Below are 15,616 nucleotides of genomic sequence, written 5' to 3'. Positions count from 1 at the left end.
CTGCTGCTGCCAAACCAGCTGCGAAGCCAGCCGCTAAACCTGCTGCTGCCAAACCAGCCGCAAAGCCAGCCGCTAAACCTGCTGCTGCCAAACCAGCCGTAAAGCCAGCCGCTAAACCTGCTGCCGCAAAACCGGCCGCGAAGCCAGCGCCCGCCAAGCCAGCCACTCCAGCAGCAGCCACTGCCACCCCGGCAGCAGCCACCGCTCCAACTGCATCGGCCAGCAGCACCTCTGCACCGGTAGCGCCAAGCACCACCCCAACCAGCGCTTCCTAAGTGTTGGTGGCCATGACGCGCAATTGCAGCAGCGCGTCGTGGTCAAGGTTGGCGGCTTCGGTCGCCAGGCCTTCAAGCCATTCTTGCTGACCCGGCACCTCATTGATCGGCCATGTCTGTGTCAGCGCTTCCAAGCGCGCCAGCAGCGTTCTTTCGGCCTCCAGCTCCAGTGTCTTGATCTGCTCGCGTAGCGATGCCAATTGCGCATCCTGCTGGGCCAAGGCGCGCCATTGCACGCGCATTTGTCGCAACGGTTCGACAACCTGCACCCGCCACGGATGAGCGATCTGTTGCAATGCCTGAACGCGTTCGGGCTTGTACGCCACACCTCGTTGCTCCAGCCAAGCACCACACAACAACAGGCACACGTCTGCCCCTTGCTGCTGCAAGCGCAGGCACGCGGCCTCCACGCCCGGGCGGGCATAGGTCGAAAGGGCAAAGCTCCACAGGTCAGCGCACATATTCACACCCAAGCCAGCGGCCAACGAAGCTGGTAGACTCCGCCGCCATTATGATCCGACTTCAAAGCCTAACATTACAGCGCGGCCCGCAACGTCTTCTTGAAGACGCCGAGCTGACCCTGCACGCCGGTCACAAAGCCGGCCTGATCGGTGCCAACGGCGCCGGCAAATCCACGTTGTTCGCCTTGTTGCTGGGTGAGCTGACCCCAGATTCCGGGGACTGCCTGCTGCCGGCTGACTGGCGCATTGCCCATATGCGCCAGGAGATCGACACCCTGGACCGCATCGCCATCGACTACGTGCTCGATGGCGACCTGCGCCTGCGCCAGGTGCAACACGACCTGGCTGAGGCCGAGAAAGCCCAGGACGGCGCCGCCCAGGCCCGCCTGCACTCGGAACTCGACAGTGCTGACGGCTACACCGCCGACGCCCGCGCCCGCAAAATGCTCGCCGGCCTTGGCTTTACCAACGAACAGATGGACCGTCCGGTCGCCGATTTCTCCGGCGGCTGGCGCATGCGCCTGAACCTGGCCCAAGCGCTGATGTGCCCCTCGGACCTGCTACTGCTCGACGAACCGACCAACCACTTGGACCTCGATGCGATCCTGTGGCTGGAAGACTTCCTCAAAAGTTACCAGGGCACCTTGCTGCTGATCTCCCACGACCGGGATTTCCTCGACGCCGTGGTCGATAACATCGCCCATGTCGAACAGAAGAAAATCACCCTTTACCGTGGCGGCTATACCGCGTTCGAACGCGCCCGCGCCGAACGCCTGGCCCAGCAGCAACAGGCCTTTGAAAAGCAACAGGCGCAACGTGCGCACATGGAAAGCTACATCGCCAGGTTCAAGGCCCAGGCCACCAAGGCCCGCCAGGCCCAGAGCCGGATCAAGGCCCTGGAGCGCATGGAAGAGCTGTCGGCGGCCCACGTCGATTCACCGTTCGACTTTGTCTTCCGTGAGTCGGTGAAGATCTCCAGCCCGCTGTTGGACCTCTCGGACGCTCGCCTGGGCTACGGCGACAAAACCATCCTGGAGAAGGTCAAGCTGCAGCTCACGCCGGGCGCCCGCATCGGTTTGCTCGGCCCGAACGGCGCCGGCAAGTCGACACTGATCAAGAACCTCTCGGGTGAGCTTGAGCCGCTGGCCGGTCGCCTCACCCGTGGCGAGAACACGGTGGTGGGTTACTTCGCCCAGCACCAACTGGACTCGCTGGACGCCAAGGCCAGCCCGCTGTTGCACCTGCAACGCCTGGCGCCAGCCGAGCGCGAGCAGACCCTGCGCGACTTCCTCGGCGGTTTCGACTTCCGTGGCGCGCGCATCGACGAGCCCGTGCTGAACTTCTCCGGTGGCGAAAAAGCCCGCCTGGCCCTGGCCCTGATCGCCTGGGACCGGCCCAACCTGCTGTTGCTCGACGAACCGACCAACCACCTGGACCTGGAGATGCGCCTGGCGCTGACTATGGCCCTGCAGGAATTCAGCGGTGCGGTATTGGTGGTGTCTCACGACCGTCACCTGCTCAAGAGCACCACCGACAACTTCCTGCTGGTGGCCGACGGCAAGGTCGAAGAGTTCGACGGCGACCTGGACGACTACGCGCGCTGGCTGACCGAATACCGCCTGCGCAATGCGCCGGCCAGCAACACGCCGGTCAACCCGGACAAGACCGACAAGAAAGCCCAGCGCCAGGCCGCCGCCGCGCTGCGCCAGCAGTTGGCACCGCACAAGCGCGAAGCCGACAAGCTGGAAGCCGAGCTGGGCAAGGTGCATGAGCGCCTGTCCAAGATCGAAGCCAGCCTGGGCGACAGCGCCGTGTACGAGGCGTCGCGCAAGGATGAACTGCGTGACCTGCTGGCCGAACAGGCCAAGCTCAAGGTGCGCGAGGGGCAATTGGAGGAAACCTGGATGGAGGCCCTCGAATTGCTCGAGACCCTGCAAGCGGAGCTGGAGGCGCTGTCCTGATGGAAGCGTTGCAATTGCCAGTACCGGTGCAATGGATCGAACCCATCTGGATCGGCGTGCAAATCCTGCTGATCCTGCTGGCTGGCTACCTGGCTCAGCGCTTTGTCGCCAAAGGCCTGACGCGCCTGGGTGAGCGCTACCCATTCCCCCCGCAATTGTTGATGCCCCTGCGCGGCGGCTTGCGCTGGCTGATCATGGGCAGTGCACTGATCTTTGTGCTGGGCCGCCTGGGTGTATCCGCCACGGTGCTGTGGACGGCCCTGTCGGGCTTTGTCGCGGTGGCGGCCGTGGCGTTTTTCGCCATGTGGTCGGTGCTGTCCAACCTGCTGTGCGCGATCCTGATCTTTACCGTCGGGCCGTTTCGCCTGGGTGATATCGTCGAGTTGGTGGACACCGTCGACAAACCGGGCGTGAAGGGCCGGGTCGTGGCGATCAACTTGCTCTACACCACGCTGATCGAAGTCGAGGAAGCCGGGACCAACAGCGCGATGGTGCAGGTGCCCAATAGCCTGTTCTTCCAGCGTTCGGTACGCCGCTGGCCCGGCTCTGGCACCAACATCCTGTAGGCGCGAGCTTGCTCGCGAAAAACCTGAGAGCGCCGCGCTCATCCAGTTTTCCCGCGTTATCGTTGACGTTCTTCGCGAGCAAGCTCGCTCCTACAGAAATCTATAGCCATGCTTTGGTCGGTAGAGTTAGCTTAAGGCACAACCGCTAACTCCCTTACGAGGTGTGCAATGGCTCTCGATACATGGCTGGCCTTTTTCCTCGCCAGTTGGATCATCTCCCTTTCTCCTGGCGCCGGTGCCATCGCCTCGATGTCTAGCGGCCTACAGTACGGTTTTGTGCGTGGCTACTGGAACGCCATCGGCTTGCAGTTGGGCCTGGCGATGCAGATTGCCGTTGTGGCCGGCGGTTTGGGCGCCATTCTGGCGGCATCGTCTACTGCGTTCTATGCGATCAAATGGTTTGGCGTGGCCTACCTCGTATACCTGGCCATCAAACAATGGCGCGCCTTGCCCATGGACATGACCGATGACGCCGCCGTGCGCCCGATCGGCAAACCGATGGCGATGATGTTCCGCGGCTTTCTGGTCAACGCCAGCAACCCCAAGGCGCTGGTATTCATGCTGGCGGTGCTGCCGCAGTTCGTGAACCCGCAGGCGCCGTTGTTGGTCCAGTACCTGATCCTCGGTGCCACGATGATCAGCGTCGATATGATCGTGATGGCGGGCTACACAGGGTTGGCGTCGAAAGTCTTGCGCCTGTTGCGTACGCCTAAACAACAGAAACGTGTAAACCGCACCTTTGCTGGCTTGTTTGTCGGCGCTGCCGGTTTCCTTGCCAGCCTGCATCGCGCCACGGCCTGACCAAGCGACTGGATCAAAAGTGTGGGAGCGGGCTTGCTCGCGAAGGCGGTGTGTCAGTCAAAGGAAATAGTGACTGAAACACCGCATTCGCGAGCAAGCCCGCTCCCACACTCGTTTTGTAGTGATATGAAATAACACCTTGAGTCGAATCCATTAAAGCTCAACAATAGTGTTACTTCGTATTTCCACTTGAGATTCATTCATGATCGCCCCTTTCCGCTTTCTCGCCTGGCTGCTGTTGCCGGCGTTGCTGTCGTGCAGCTTCAATCTGTTGGCCGCGACCGCCGAGGGCGCGCCGCAAGCCCTGCATTTGCTGGACTACATTGGCGCCGACTACCCACCCACGGTGGAGGCGGGCAAGGTGGTGGATGACTCGGAATACCGCGAACAAGTGGAGTTTCTAGGGGTATTGCAGGGGCTGGTGGCTGATTTGCCAGACAAACCCGAGCGCGCCGAGCTGATAAAGGGCGTCGATGAACTGCTGGCCGCGGTCACTGCCCACCAGGACGGTGCAAGCGTTGCCCGCCAGGCCCGTCAATTGGGCGCCAAGCTGGCCGTGGCGTATGAAGTCAGCCAGGCCCCGGCCATCACGCCGGACCCGACCCGAGGCGCGCCGCTCTACGCCCAGCATTGTTCGGTGTGCCACGGCACAGCAGGTGCCGGCGATGGCCCCGCAGGCATGGGCATGACGCCGCCACCCGCCAACCTGCGCGATGCCACGCGCCTGGATCGTCTGAGCCTCTACGCGATCTACAACACCCTCGGCCTGGGCGTCGAAGGCACCGACATGCCGTCGTTCGCTGACCAACTGGACGACCGCCAGCGCTGGGACCTGGCAACCTATATCGCCGGCTTCACGGCCGACCCGGCCGCCGCCAAAGGCGAGCAGACATTCAACCTCGCCGACCTGGCCCGCCAGACCCCCAATGAAGTGCTCGCCGCTGACGGCCCTGGCGCTGTGGCGACGTTCCGCGCCCAGCGTGCGCAGCCTCCGCAGGTTCAGCGTGGCCCTGCGCAGTTGCTTGACTACACCGCCGCCACCCTGGACAAGAGCCTCGCGGCCTTGCGCAACGGCGACCACGAGCAGGCTTACGATCTGTCCGTCGCGGCTTACCTGGAAGGCTTCGAGCTGGTGGAAAGCTCCCTGGATAACGTCGATGCCAATGTGCGCAAAGACACCGAGAAGGCCCTGATGGCCTATCGGCAATCGTTGCAGGACGGCTTGCCTATCGAGCAGGTGCAGCAACGCTTGGACGCGGCCAAAGGCAAACTCACTGAATCGGCCGGTTTGCTGGGCGGTGATGGCCTGAGCTGGTCGTTGAGCTATATCTCCGGCTTGCTGATCCTGCTGCGCGAAGGCCTGGAAGCGATTCTGGTGCTGGCAGCGATCCTCGCCTTCTTGCGTAACACCGGCCAGCAATCAGCGGTGCGCAGCGTCAACGTCGGCTGGGGCCTGGCGCTGTTGGCAGGCTTGGCCACCTGGGCCTTGGCGGCCTATGTCATTGACGTCAGCGGTGCCCAGCGTGAATTGCTCGAAGGCTGCACGGCGCTGTTCGCCAGTGTGATGGTGCTGTGGCTCGGCGTGTGGATGCACGACCGGCGGCACGCGGCGGCCTGGCAGGACTACATCAAGAGCAGCCTGGTGGGCGGCGGTGGGCGTTTCGGTTTTGCCGTGCTGGCGTTCTTCTCGGTGTACCGCGAACTGTTCGAAGTGATCCTGTTCTACGAAACCCTGTGGCTGCAGGCCGGCCCTGCCGGGCACAACGCGGTGCTGGCCGGTGGTGCCACGGCGCTGGTGCTGCTGGTGGGCCTGGCGTGGGTGATCCTGCGCGGTTCGGCGAAGCTGCCCCTGGCGCTGTTCTTCGGCATCAACGCCGCGTTGCTGTGTGCGCTGTCGGTGGTGTTCGCCGGGCACGGTGTGAAGGCCTTGCAGGAAGCGGGCATCTTCGGCACGCGGCCGGTGGCGTTCTTTGACTTCGACTGGCTGGGCATCCACGCCGATGCGTATTCGTTGGGGGCACAGGCCGTGGCGATTCTGGCGATTGTGGTGCTGTATGGCCGTAGCCGCCTGACCGAAAAGCGCCGGGTGGCCGCGTAGCATGCGCGTGTGGATCGACGCCGACGCCTGCCCTCGGGCGGCCAAGGACCAGGTGGTGAAGTTCGCCCTCAAACGCCAATTTGAGGTGGTGCTGGTGGCAGGGCAAAGCCAGATCAAACCGAGCTTTGCCTGTGTGAAGTTGATTGTGGTGCCCAGCGGGCCGGATGCCGCCGATGATTACCTGGTGGAGCACGCCGTGCCCGGTGAACTGGTGATTTGCAGCGACGTGCCCTTGGCCGACCGCCTGGTGAAGAAGGGCGTGACGGCCCTTGACCCGCGTGGCAAGGAATTCAGCCCGGCGAACATGAGCGAGCGGTTGGCGGTGCGTAACCTGTTCACCGACCTGCGCGAGCAAGGCCAGATGGGCGGCGGCCCACCGCCCCACAGCGAAAAGGACAAGCAGGCGTTTGCCAATGCACTGGACCGAATCCTTACCCGCTTAATGAAGCCTCTGTAGGAGCAAGCTTGCTCGCGAAGAACGTCAACGATAACGCGAGCACGGTGGATGAACGCGGCGCTCTCAGGTTTTTCGCGAGCAAGCTCGCTCCTACAGAAAGAAGGTGTCAGTCGTTTTCGTGGGTCAATTCCAACACCCGATCCACCAGCTTGTTGATGCCTGACGCTACCTCGCTGATATTCTTGCCCAGCATATAGGCCGGCGTACTCACCAGCTTGCGCGCCGGGTCCTCGACGATGTCCTCCACCGTGCATTCGACGTGGGTGGCGCCCATCTTGTCCAGGGCTGCGGCAGTGTCGGCGTCGTTGCCGATGGTGCAGGTCACGCCAGGGCCGTAGATCTTGGCGGCCAGGGCCGGCGAGATGCAGATCAACCCCACCGGCTTGCCCGCTTCGGCAAAGGCTTCAGCCAGCGCCAGCACCTGCGGGTTGATGCTGCAGCCGGCGCCTTCCACGGCAAAGTTCGACAGGTTCTTGGCCGCGCCAAAACCGCCCGGCACGATCAGCGCATCAAAGTCTGCGGCGTTGGCTTGGCCAATATCCTTCACGGCCCCTCGGGCGATGCGCGCAGATTCCACCAGCACATTGCGCGACTCGGGCATTTCCTCGCCCGTGAGGTGGTTGATCACGTGCAACTGCGCAACGTCGGGTGCAAAGCATTCCACTTGAGCGCCGCGCTGGTCCAGGCGCAGCAGGGTGATCACGCTTTCATGGATCTCTGCGCCGTCGTACACGCCACAGCCGGAAAGGATCACTGCAATCTTTTTGCTCATGGGCATTTCTCCTGATTCATGGCGTTAAATGTCTACTAATTTGTAACCTGTTGCCAATGGGATCTCACGTCACAGCACCTAATCTTGATGTAACAAAAATAGACCGGACTAGCCCATGGACTTTGTGCCTTACGCAGTACCGTTTTTTATTGCCCTGATCGTGGTGGAGTTGCTGGCCGACCGTTGGCGCGGCGTGCGTAACTACCGAGTGGCGGATGCCATCAACAGCCTCAGTACCGGTGTGCTGTCCACCACCACCGGCTTGCTCACCAAGGGCGTGGGCCTGCTGACCTACGCGTTCGCCCTCAAGCACCTGGCGCTATTCGAGTTGCCAGCCCAAAACGTCTGGACCTGGGTATTCGCCTTTGTGTTCTATGACTTTTGCTACTACTGGCTGCACCGCATGGGCCATGAGCGCAACATCCTGTGGGCCGCGCATTCGGTGCATCACCAGAGCGAGGACTACAACCTCAGCACCGCCTTGCGCCAGACCAGCACCGGTTTCCTGCTGAGTTGGATCTTCTACTTGCCGCTCGCGGTGGCCGGTGTGCCGCTGGTGGTGTTTATCAGCGTGGCCTCGCTCAACCTGCTGTATCAATTCTGGGTCCATACACGTCATGTTCCCAAGCTTGGCTGGTTCGAATGGTTTTTCGTAACGCCGTCGAATCATCGGGCCCACCATGCACAGAACGCTCTCTACATGGATCGCAACTACGGCGGGGTGTTCATTATTTGGGACCGGCTGTTCGGCACCTTCCAGGAGGAAGATGATAACGAGCCGGTGATTTTCGGAGTGACCACACCCCTGGCCAGCTGGAACCCGCTGTGGGCCAACCTGCAGTTTTATGCGCAGCTCTGGAGTGACGCCCGGCGCACTGAACGTTGGTGGGACAAGCTGCGCATCTGGTTCATGCGCACCGGTTGGCGGCCGGCGGACGTCAAGGCCCAGTACCCGATGGCCAAGCCGGACTTGAGCCAGTTCCGCAAATTCGAGGTGCCGCTGGACGTGCGCCAACAGGTCTACATCGCCTTGCAGTTTGCGGCTTATGTGGGGTTTGGCAGCTATCTGATGAATGTCGGTGAGGGGTTGCCCACGTCGGCGCTGGTCTTAGGCTGGGGCGTGATGGCGCTGGGGCTGTTTACCCTGGGCGTGGCACTGGAGAATCGCTCATGGGCACTGAAGGCCGAGATGGCGCGCCTGGCGCTGAATGTGCCGTTGGTATGGCTTGCGCCGCTGGTGGGGTTGTGGCCCGCCAGCAACCTGGGCTGGCTGGGCCTGGCGAGCTACAGCCTGCTCAGCATCATCGGCCTCTACTGTTGCAGAAGCCGGCTTACTCGGTTGGCGTCTTAGGTGTTTCGACCGGGGCTGGCTCGTTGGCCAGCCGAGCCTTGGCCTCGGCACAGGCTTCGCGGGCGATGCGGGCATTCTTGAAGCGACGGCGCAGCCACAGGCCAAAGCCCAGCACCAGCAAGGCGCCCAGTACCCACAGCTCGTATTTCTTGACGCTGCCGAGCATGCCTTCCAGCACCGCGCCGAAGTGGTAGGCCGCAGCCCCCAGTGCCGCGGCCCAGATCGCCGCGCCGATACCGTTGAGGACCAGGTAGCGCAACGGTGGATAGCCGGACAGGCCAATCGCCACGGGCATCACCGTGCGCAAGCCGTAGACGAAGCGGAAACTCAATACCCAGATATCCGGATGCTTGCGGATATGTTCCAGTGCCTTGTCGCCCATTAATTGCCAGCGCGGCTTGCGCGCCAGCAACTTGCGGCCGTGCTTGCGCCCCATGTAGTACCAGAGCTGGTCGCCGGCGTAGCTGCCAAAAAAGGCAACGACCACCACCAGGTTGATATCCATGTAGCCACGGAACGCCAGGAAGCCTGCGAGTACAAGGATGGTCTCGCCTTCGAAGAACGTGCCGAGAAAGAGGGCAAAGTAGCCGAAGTCATGCAGAAATTGTTGAAGCATGGTCTAGGGTGCTGGCGAAATGAACGCGCAGCCTACGCCTTCACGAAGATTCATGAAAGTATCGAGATGTGTCACGAAGTGAACAATTCCTACGCAAATGACGAATGGGACTACAGGTCGCGTCGATAAGCACAACTGTCATTCATTCGTCATAATGGCCGCTTATAACTGCAACGCTCGCCCGTAAACACGGGCTCAGGAGTCTGTCGTGAGCTTTACCCCTGCCAATCGCCTGTTCCCCGCCACCCGTCTGCGTCGCAATCGTCGTGATGATTTTTCTCGTCGCCTGGTACGTGAAAATGTACTGACCACGAATGATCTGATCCTGCCGGTTTTCGTGCTTGACGGTGAAAATCGTCGGGAAGCGGTGGCGTCGATGCCGGGTGTGGAGCGTCTGACCATTGATTTGTTGCTTGAAGAAGCGGCGAATTGGGTCGAGTTGGGCATTCCGGCGCTAGCGCTGTTCCCGGTCACCCCGGCCGAACTCAAGTCTCTGGACGCCGCCGAAGCCTGGAACCCCGAGGGGATTGCCCAGCGTGCCACCCGTGCCCTGCGCGAGCGCTTCCCGGAACTGGGGGTGATCACCGACGTGGCGCTGGACCCGTTCACCACCCACGGCCAGGATGGCATTCTTGACGAAGAAGGTTATGTTCAGAACGACATTACCGTCGACGCACTGGTCAAGCAGGCGTTGTCCCACGCCGCGGCAGGCGCCCAGGTGGTTGCACCGTCGGACATGATGGACGGACGCATCCAGGCGATTCGCGAGGCTCTTGAGCTGGCTGGCCACGTCAATGTACGGATCATGGCCTACTCGGCCAAATACGCCAGCGCCTACTACGGCCCATTCCGCGATGCGGTAGGCTCGGCGCTGAACCTGGGCAAGGCCAACAAGGCCTCGTACCAGATGGACCCGGCCAACAGCCAAGAGGCCCTGCACGAAGTGGCTGCCGACCTGGCCGAAGGCGCCGATATGGTGATGGTCAAGCCCGGGATGCCCTACCTGGACATTCTTTACCGGGTCAAAGAGGAATTCAAAGTGCCGACCTTTGTCTATCAGGTCAGCGGTGAATACGCCATGCACATGGCGGCAATCCAGAATGGTTGGTTGAGTGAAGGGGTGATCCTCGAATCCCTGACTGCCTTTAAACGTGCCGGCGCTGATGGCATTCTGACCTACTTCGCCGCCCGCGCCGCCCAATTGCTTAGAGAGCAACAATAGCCCTCACAGGAACACTCGATGAATACCGAAGGACTCTCAGAAGTTGCCGTAAAAGACGCTCACCCGGTGGTTGAACAAGTCGCCGAGACCCCGCCGGAGCTGGAGCCCGCACCGCCTGCGGTGGTGGCTGAAGCACCTGCGCCGGCGCCGGTGGTCACCAACCTGGATGACAGCAGCCTGTACATCCACCGCGAGTTGTCACAACTGCAATTCAACATCCGCGTGCTCGAGCAAGCGCTGGATGAGTCCTACCCTTTGTTGGAGCGGCTGAAATTCCTGCTGATCTTCTCCAGCAACCTGGACGAGTTCTTCGAGATCCGTGTCGCCGGCCTCAAGAAGCAGATCACCTTCGCCCGTGAACAAGCCGGTGCCGACGGCCTGCAACCGCACCAGGCCCTGGCGCGCATCAGTGAACTGGTGCACGGCCATGTGGACCGCCAGTACGCGATCCTCAATGACATCCTGCTGCCGGAACTGGAAAAGCATCAGGTCCGCTTCATTCGTCGTCGTCACTGGACCGCCAAGATCAAGACCTGGGTGCGCCGTTACTTCCGGGACGAAATTTCGCCGATCATTACGCCTATCGGCCTCGACCCGACGCACCCGTTCCCTTTGCTGGTGAACAAGAGCCTCAACTTCATCGTCGAGCTTGAAGGTATCGATGCCTTCGGCCGCGACTCGGGCCTGGCGATCATCCCGGCGCCGCGCCTGTTGCCTCGGATCATCAAGGTACCGGAAGAGGTGGGTGGCGCTGGCGACAACTATGTATTCCTGTCGTCGATGATCCACGCGCACGCCGATGACCTGTTCCAGGGCATGAAGGTCAAGGGCTGCTACCAGTTCCGCCTGACCCGTAACGCCGACCTGGCGCTGGACTCCGAAGACGTCGAAGACCTGGCCCGTGCCCTGCGCGGCGAGCTGTTCTCGCGGCGCTACGGCGACGCGGTGCGCCTGGAAGTGGCGGACACTTGCCCCAAACACCTGTCGGACTACCTGCTCAAGCAGTTCAACCTGGCCGAATCCGAGCTGTACCAGGTCAACGGCCCTGTGAACCTGACGCGCCTATTCAGCATCACCGGCTTGGACAGCCATCCGGAGCTGCAATACAAGCCGTTCACCCCGCAGATCCCGAAACTTTTGCAAAACAGCGAGAACATTTTCAGCGTGGTGAGCAAGCAGGACATCCTCCTGCTACATCCCTTCGAGTCGTTCACCCCGGTGGTCGACCTGTTGCGCCAGGCCGCCAAAGACCCCCATGTGCTGGCCGTGCGCCAGACCCTGTACCGCAGCGGTGCCAACTCGGAAATCGTCGATGCGCTGGTGGATGCGGCGCGTAACGGCAAGGAAGTCACCGCGGTGATCGAGCTGCGTGCGCGTTTCGACGAAGAGTCCAACCTGCAACTGGCCAGCCGCCTGCAAGCGGCCGGTGCGGTGGTGATCTATGGTGTGGTCGGCTTCAAGACCCACGCCAAGATGATGCTGATCCTGCGCCGTGAGGCCGGTGAGATCGTGCGCTACGCCCACTTGGGCACCGGCAACTATCACGCCGGCAACGCCAAGCTCTACACCGACTACAGCTTGCTGACGTCCGACGACGCGCTGTGCGAAGACGTCGGCAAGTTGTTCAGCCAGTTGATCGGCATGGGCAAGACCCTGCGCATGAAGAAACTGCTGCACGCGCCGTTCACGCTCAAGAAGGGCATGCTCGACATGATTGCCCGCGAGACCCAGTTCGCCCTCGATGGCAAGCCTGCGCACATCATCGCCAAGTTCAACTCGCTGACCGACCCGAAGATCATCCGCGCGCTGTACAAGGCCAGCCAGTCCGGTGTGCGCATCGACCTGGTGGTGCGTGGCATGTGCTGCCTGCGCCCCGGCATTGTGGGCGTGTCGCACAACATCCACGTGCGCTCGATCATTGGCCGCTTCCTGGAGCACACCCGCGTGTTCTACTTCCTCAACGGCGGCGAAGAGCAGATGTTCCTCTCCAGTGCCGACTGGATGGAGCGCAACCTCGACAAGCGCGTGGAGACCTGCTTCCCGGTGGAAGGCAAGAAGCTGATCATGCGGGTCAAGAAGGAGCTGGAAAGCTACCTGACCGACAACACCCACAGCTGGAGCCTGCAGTCGGATGGGCGCTATGTGCGTAACACCCCGACCGGCAACCAGAACCCGCGCAGCGCGCAAGCGACGTTGCTGGAGAAGTTGGGTAGCCCGATTCTTGCGGTGAACTAAAACCCAACGCAGTTCGAAAAGTGGGAGCGGGCTTGCCCGCGATAGCGGTAGGTCAGCCAAAGATGCATTGGCTGACACTCCGTCATCGCGGGCAAGCCCGCTCCCACATTTTTTTGCAGTGTGCTTTAGCGCAAGTTCAGGCTGAAACCTACCCGCGTCAGCCATTCCGCTTCTTGGGCAAAGTCCGCCTGGGTCAGTTGGTTTTCATCCAGCCAGCCTTTGGGGAACATCACTTCCAGGCTGTCGCCATCGGCGTGCAGTTTGACCTGGGGCATTTCCTGGGTGCCACGGATGTGGTGGAACAGGATTGCAAAGCGCAATAGCGCACACAGACGGATCAGCTTGATGCCGTCTTTACCGAATTCGGCAAACTTGTCCTTGGGAATATTGCGACGATGGCCGCGCACCAACAGTGCGAGCATCTGTTGGTCTTCCCGTGAGAAACCGGCCAGGTCCGAGTGTTCGATCAGGTAGGCGCCGTGCTTGTGGTAATGGTAGTGGGCGATGTCCAGGCCCACCTCGTGCACCTTGGCTGCCCAGCCCAATAGCTCGCGCCAGACGCCGTCTTCCAGGTCCCAGTCCTCGGCCACCTGGTCGAAGGCGTGCAGGGCTTTGCGCTCCACACGGGCGGCTTGTTCCAGGTCGACGTGGTAACGCTCCATCAGCGAGCTGAGTGTGCGCTCGCGCACGTCTTCGTGGTGGTGTCGGCCCAGCAGGTCGTAGAGCACACCTTCGCGCAGGGCGCCGTCACAGTGGTCCATGCGTTGCAGTTCGAGGGCGTCGAAGATGGCTTCGAGAATCGCCAGGCCCGCAGGGAAAATGGCGCGACGGTCGGGCTTGATGCCGTCGAAATCGATTTTCTCTGCATCCCCAAGCTTGAACAGCTTGCGCTTGAGCCACGCCAGGCCTTCGGCGTTCACCTCGCCGGTGCCATGGCCGCCGGCTTTCAAGGCCAGGCCAATGGCACGGATGGTGCCGGACGAGCCGATGGCTTCATCCCAGGTCAGGCGGTGCAGGGCATGTTCGATGCTCATGATTTCCAGGCGCGCTGCGGTGTAGGCCTGGGCATAACGCGCCGGGGTGATCTTGCCATCCTTGAAATAACGCTGCGTGAAACTCACGCACCCCATCTGCAGGCTTTCACGCAGCAGTGGTTCGAAACGCTGGCCGATGATGAACTCGGTGCTACCGCCGCCGATGTCGGCCACCAGGCGTTTGCCGGGCGTATCGGCCAGGGTGTGGGACACGCCGAGGTAGATCAGGCGCGCCTCTTCACGGCCCGAGATGACTTCCACCGGATGCCCGAGGATTTCCTCGGCGCGATGAATGAATTCGTTGCGGTTGCGCGCTTCGCGCAAGGCGTTGGTGCCAACGATCCGCACCGCGCCAGGGGGCATGCCGTTGATCAACTGAGCGAAACGCTTGAGGCAATCGAGCCCGCGCTGCATGGATTCTTCATTGAGCTTGCGCTCGTCGTCGATCCCGGCGGCCAGTTGCACTTTCTCGCCGAGCCGCTCAAGGATGCGGATCTCGCCGTTCTGGGCCTTGGCCACGACCATATGAAAGCTGTTGGAGCCCAGGTCGATGGCGGCGATCAAGGACAGATTCTTGGCTTGGGATTGCGGCATGGTTTGGGGATCTCGGTCGATAACCTTGCCATCGTGCCACGATCGACCGCTGACGCCAACGCGTTGTGCTTCGGTAAAGGGCCCGATGGTGTCTGTAGGAAAATCTTTGGGAAATGTAGGGTCGCTTCGCAAGCGTTAAGCGAGTAGGTACTCCGATGCTGTAAGACGTTTTAACTGTATGTCGTCGCAAGTTGTGTATGACATGGCCTACAAGTGATCGGGATTATAGGTTATGCGGTTTCAGGTACAGGACTACTTTGCTGATGGATTAAAGTCGTTGCCAAATTTAATAGAGACCACAGCAAATGCCGTGTTGTCTGATTTTTTTGCCAAGCACGAAGGCGCCAGACTGTCAGTCGGCAATTCTGCCTGGGTGTTATTTATTTATAGTTTTGTATTACGGATGATAAAGCGTTGAGCGACGGAGTCGCTAAAACCAAAATAAAGAACGCCTGTTAACTTCACGTGACAGGACGAGCATGAAAAAAATTATTGGATTAACCGTCGGTATGGCGTGCCTGGCTGCAACCCTCAATGCCCAGGCAACCACCAGTGCGCAGTTGGTCGTCAGGGGCACTATTACACCTGCTGCCTGCAACCTCAGCCTGGCGGGCAGTGGCATCATCGACTACGGCACGATTCGCTCCGGCGAATTGTCCCAGACAGCGTTCAACCCGCGCGAAGAGAGGACCACTTCGCTGGTGATCAATTGCGGCACCACGCCTGCCAGGTTCGGGCTCACGTTTACCGATTTGCAAGCGGGCAGCAAGGTGACGGGCATCCTCGGCGCGGGTTTCACCGAAGCACAGAACTATGGCTTGGGTATGGTGGGCGCCCGGCGTACCGGTGGCTATTCGGTCACTCTCAGGGACCTCAGGTCGTCCGGCACGACGCTGTTTCCGATCATGCGCACAGGCCTTGGGGCCTGGTACAACAGCGATGGCAAGGTGGCCCAGTCGCCCAGCCAGTACTCCTGGCGTAATGGAGCGGCAATTACCCCTGCCGCTATCAGCCAATTGACCGGCACGCTTGCGGTGAAAGCGGTGATCAATAAGGCTCAGGATCTGGATTTAAGCCGCGACATTTCCATTGATGGGCGCGCCACGCTTGTATTGAGCTACATCTAAATAGCCGAAAGCAGCCGATCAAGAAACTGACCCTTTCTTATTGGCT

The 15,616-nt window shown here is 61.1% G+C and carries 13 protein-coding genes; 9 read left to right on the top strand and 4 right to left on the bottom strand.

What is annotated here, in order from left to right:
• Positions 1-271: 271 nt before the first annotated feature.
• Positions 272-736 carry a TIGR02444 family protein gene (locus DK871_RS17445; RefSeq protein ID WP_178116061.1) on the bottom strand — a complete coding sequence of 155 codons (465 nt, stop codon included), beginning with the start codon at positions 734-736 and terminating at the stop codon, positions 272-274.
• A 50-nt stretch (positions 737-786) separates the two neighbouring features.
• On the opposite strand from DK871_RS17445, the gene DK871_RS17440 reads away from it, so the two are divergent.
• The 5 genes from DK871_RS17440 (at position 787) to DK871_RS17420 (ending at position 6,619) form a co-directional block, all read left to right on the top strand.
• Positions 787-2,697, top strand: a complete 1,911-nt coding sequence (locus DK871_RS17440; RefSeq protein ID WP_161906012.1) for an ATP-binding cassette domain-containing protein — start codon at positions 787-789, stop codon at positions 2,695-2,697.
• Positions 2,697-3,263 (top strand): mechanosensitive ion channel family protein, encoded by a 567-nt coding sequence (locus DK871_RS17435; RefSeq protein WP_003195372.1) that lies wholly within the window; start codon positions 2,697-2,699, stop codon positions 3,261-3,263. The genes DK871_RS17440 and DK871_RS17435 overlap by 1 nt, the downstream gene beginning before the upstream one ends.
• 168 nt (positions 3,264-3,431) lie before the next feature.
• Positions 3,432-4,064 carry a LysE family transporter gene (locus DK871_RS17430; RefSeq protein WP_003195369.1) on the top strand — a complete coding sequence of 211 codons (633 nt, stop codon included), beginning with the start codon at positions 3,432-3,434 and terminating at the stop codon, positions 4,062-4,064.
• 202 nt (positions 4,065-4,266) lie between these two features.
• A complete protein-coding gene (locus tag DK871_RS17425; protein ID WP_161906010.1) occupies positions 4,267-6,162 on the top strand; it encodes an FTR1 family protein in 1,896 nt (631 codons plus the stop codon).
• A gap of 1 nt (position 6,163) precedes the next feature.
• Entirely contained in the window at positions 6,164-6,619 is a 456-nt protein-coding gene (locus tag DK871_RS17420; RefSeq protein WP_014720436.1) for a YaiI/YqxD family protein, read from the top strand.
• 106 nt (positions 6,620-6,725) lie between these two features.
• Here DK871_RS17420 and elbB read toward each other — a convergent pair whose 3' ends face one another.
• Positions 6,726-7,391, bottom strand: a complete 666-nt coding sequence (gene elbB, locus DK871_RS17415) for an isoprenoid biosynthesis glyoxalase ElbB (RefSeq protein WP_044269766.1) — start codon at positions 7,389-7,391, stop codon at positions 6,726-6,728.
• Positions 7,392-7,506: 115 nt separating this feature from the next.
• Here elbB and DK871_RS17410 point away from each other — a divergent pair, with 115 nt between their 5' ends.
• Entirely contained in the window at positions 7,507-8,742 is a 1,236-nt protein-coding gene (locus DK871_RS17410; RefSeq protein WP_161906009.1) for a sterol desaturase family protein, read from the top strand.
• Here the strand turns inward: DK871_RS17410 and DK871_RS17405 are convergent.
• The gene (locus DK871_RS17405; RefSeq protein WP_161906008.1) at positions 8,723-9,358 is read right to left on the bottom strand and encodes a DedA family protein; all 636 of its coding nucleotides are present in this window, start codon (positions 9,356-9,358) and stop codon (positions 8,723-8,725) included. The genes DK871_RS17410 and DK871_RS17405 overlap by 20 nt on opposite strands.
• A gap of 208 nt (positions 9,359-9,566) precedes the next feature.
• Here DK871_RS17405 and hemB point away from each other — a divergent pair, with 208 nt between their 5' ends.
• Positions 9,567-10,580: a porphobilinogen synthase gene (gene hemB, locus DK871_RS17400; RefSeq protein ID WP_056791040.1), complete on the top strand. Its 1,014-nt coding sequence runs from the start codon at positions 9,567-9,569 to the stop codon at positions 10,578-10,580.
• 18 nt (positions 10,581-10,598) lie between these two features.
• On the top strand, positions 10,599-12,815 hold the full coding sequence (gene ppk1 / locus DK871_RS17395) for a polyphosphate kinase 1 (RefSeq protein WP_161906006.1): 2,217 nt from the start codon (positions 10,599-10,601) through the stop codon (positions 12,813-12,815).
• Positions 12,816-12,940: 125 nt separating this feature from the next.
• Here the strand turns inward: ppk1 and ppx are convergent, their stop codons facing one another.
• Entirely contained in the window at positions 12,941-14,443 is a 1,503-nt protein-coding gene (gene ppx, locus DK871_RS17390) for an exopolyphosphatase (RefSeq protein ID WP_003195352.1), read from the bottom strand.
• A 479-nt stretch (positions 14,444-14,922) separates the two neighbouring features.
• On the opposite strand from ppx, the gene DK871_RS17385 reads away from it, so the two are divergent.
• Positions 14,923-15,570, top strand: coding sequence for a DUF1120 domain-containing protein (locus DK871_RS17385; RefSeq protein WP_161906004.1), 648 nt, complete (start codon positions 14,923-14,925; stop codon positions 15,568-15,570).
• Positions 15,571-15,616: the final 46 nt, after the last annotated feature.

Source organism: Pseudomonas sp. L13 (assembly GCF_009935965.1).
GTDB lineage: Bacteria > Pseudomonadota > Gammaproteobacteria > Pseudomonadales > Pseudomonadaceae > Aquipseudomonas > Aquipseudomonas lactis.
The sequence above is the reverse complement of the archived record's forward strand: the minus strand, read 5'-3'. Positions and strand labels throughout refer to the sequence as shown.

Bases quoted from the DNA above. Each gene is read 5' to 3' on its own strand.
- DK871_RS17445 (WP_178116061.1), bottom strand. From the start codon at position 736: ATGTGCGCTGACCTGTGGAGCTTTGCCCTTTCGACCTATGCCCGCCCG.
- DK871_RS17440 (WP_161906012.1), top strand. From the start codon at position 787: ATGATCCGACTTCAAAGCCTAACATTACAGCGCGGCCCGCAACGTCTT.
- DK871_RS17435 (WP_003195372.1), top strand. From the start codon at position 2,697: ATGGAAGCGTTGCAATTGCCAGTACCGGTGCAATGGATCGAACCCATC.
- DK871_RS17430 (WP_003195369.1), top strand. From the start codon at position 3,432: ATGGCTCTCGATACATGGCTGGCCTTTTTCCTCGCCAGTTGGATCATC.
- DK871_RS17425 (WP_161906010.1), top strand. From the start codon at position 4,267: ATGATCGCCCCTTTCCGCTTTCTCGCCTGGCTGCTGTTGCCGGCGTTG.
- DK871_RS17420 (WP_014720436.1), top strand. From the start codon at position 6,164: ATGCGCGTGTGGATCGACGCCGACGCCTGCCCTCGGGCGGCCAAGGAC.
- elbB (WP_044269766.1), bottom strand. From the start codon at position 7,391: ATGAGCAAAAAGATTGCAGTGATCCTTTCCGGCTGTGGCGTGTACGAC.
- DK871_RS17410 (WP_161906009.1), top strand. From the start codon at position 7,507: ATGGACTTTGTGCCTTACGCAGTACCGTTTTTTATTGCCCTGATCGTG.
- DK871_RS17405 (WP_161906008.1), bottom strand. From the start codon at position 9,358: ATGCTTCAACAATTTCTGCATGACTTCGGCTACTTTGCCCTCTTTCTC.
- ppk1 (WP_161906006.1), top strand. From the start codon at position 10,599: ATGAATACCGAAGGACTCTCAGAAGTTGCCGTAAAAGACGCTCACCCG.
- ppx (WP_003195352.1), bottom strand. From the start codon at position 14,443: ATGCCGCAATCCCAAGCCAAGAATCTGTCCTTGATCGCCGCCATCGAC.
- DK871_RS17385 (WP_161906004.1), top strand. From the start codon at position 14,923: ATGAAAAAAATTATTGGATTAACCGTCGGTATGGCGTGCCTGGCTGCA.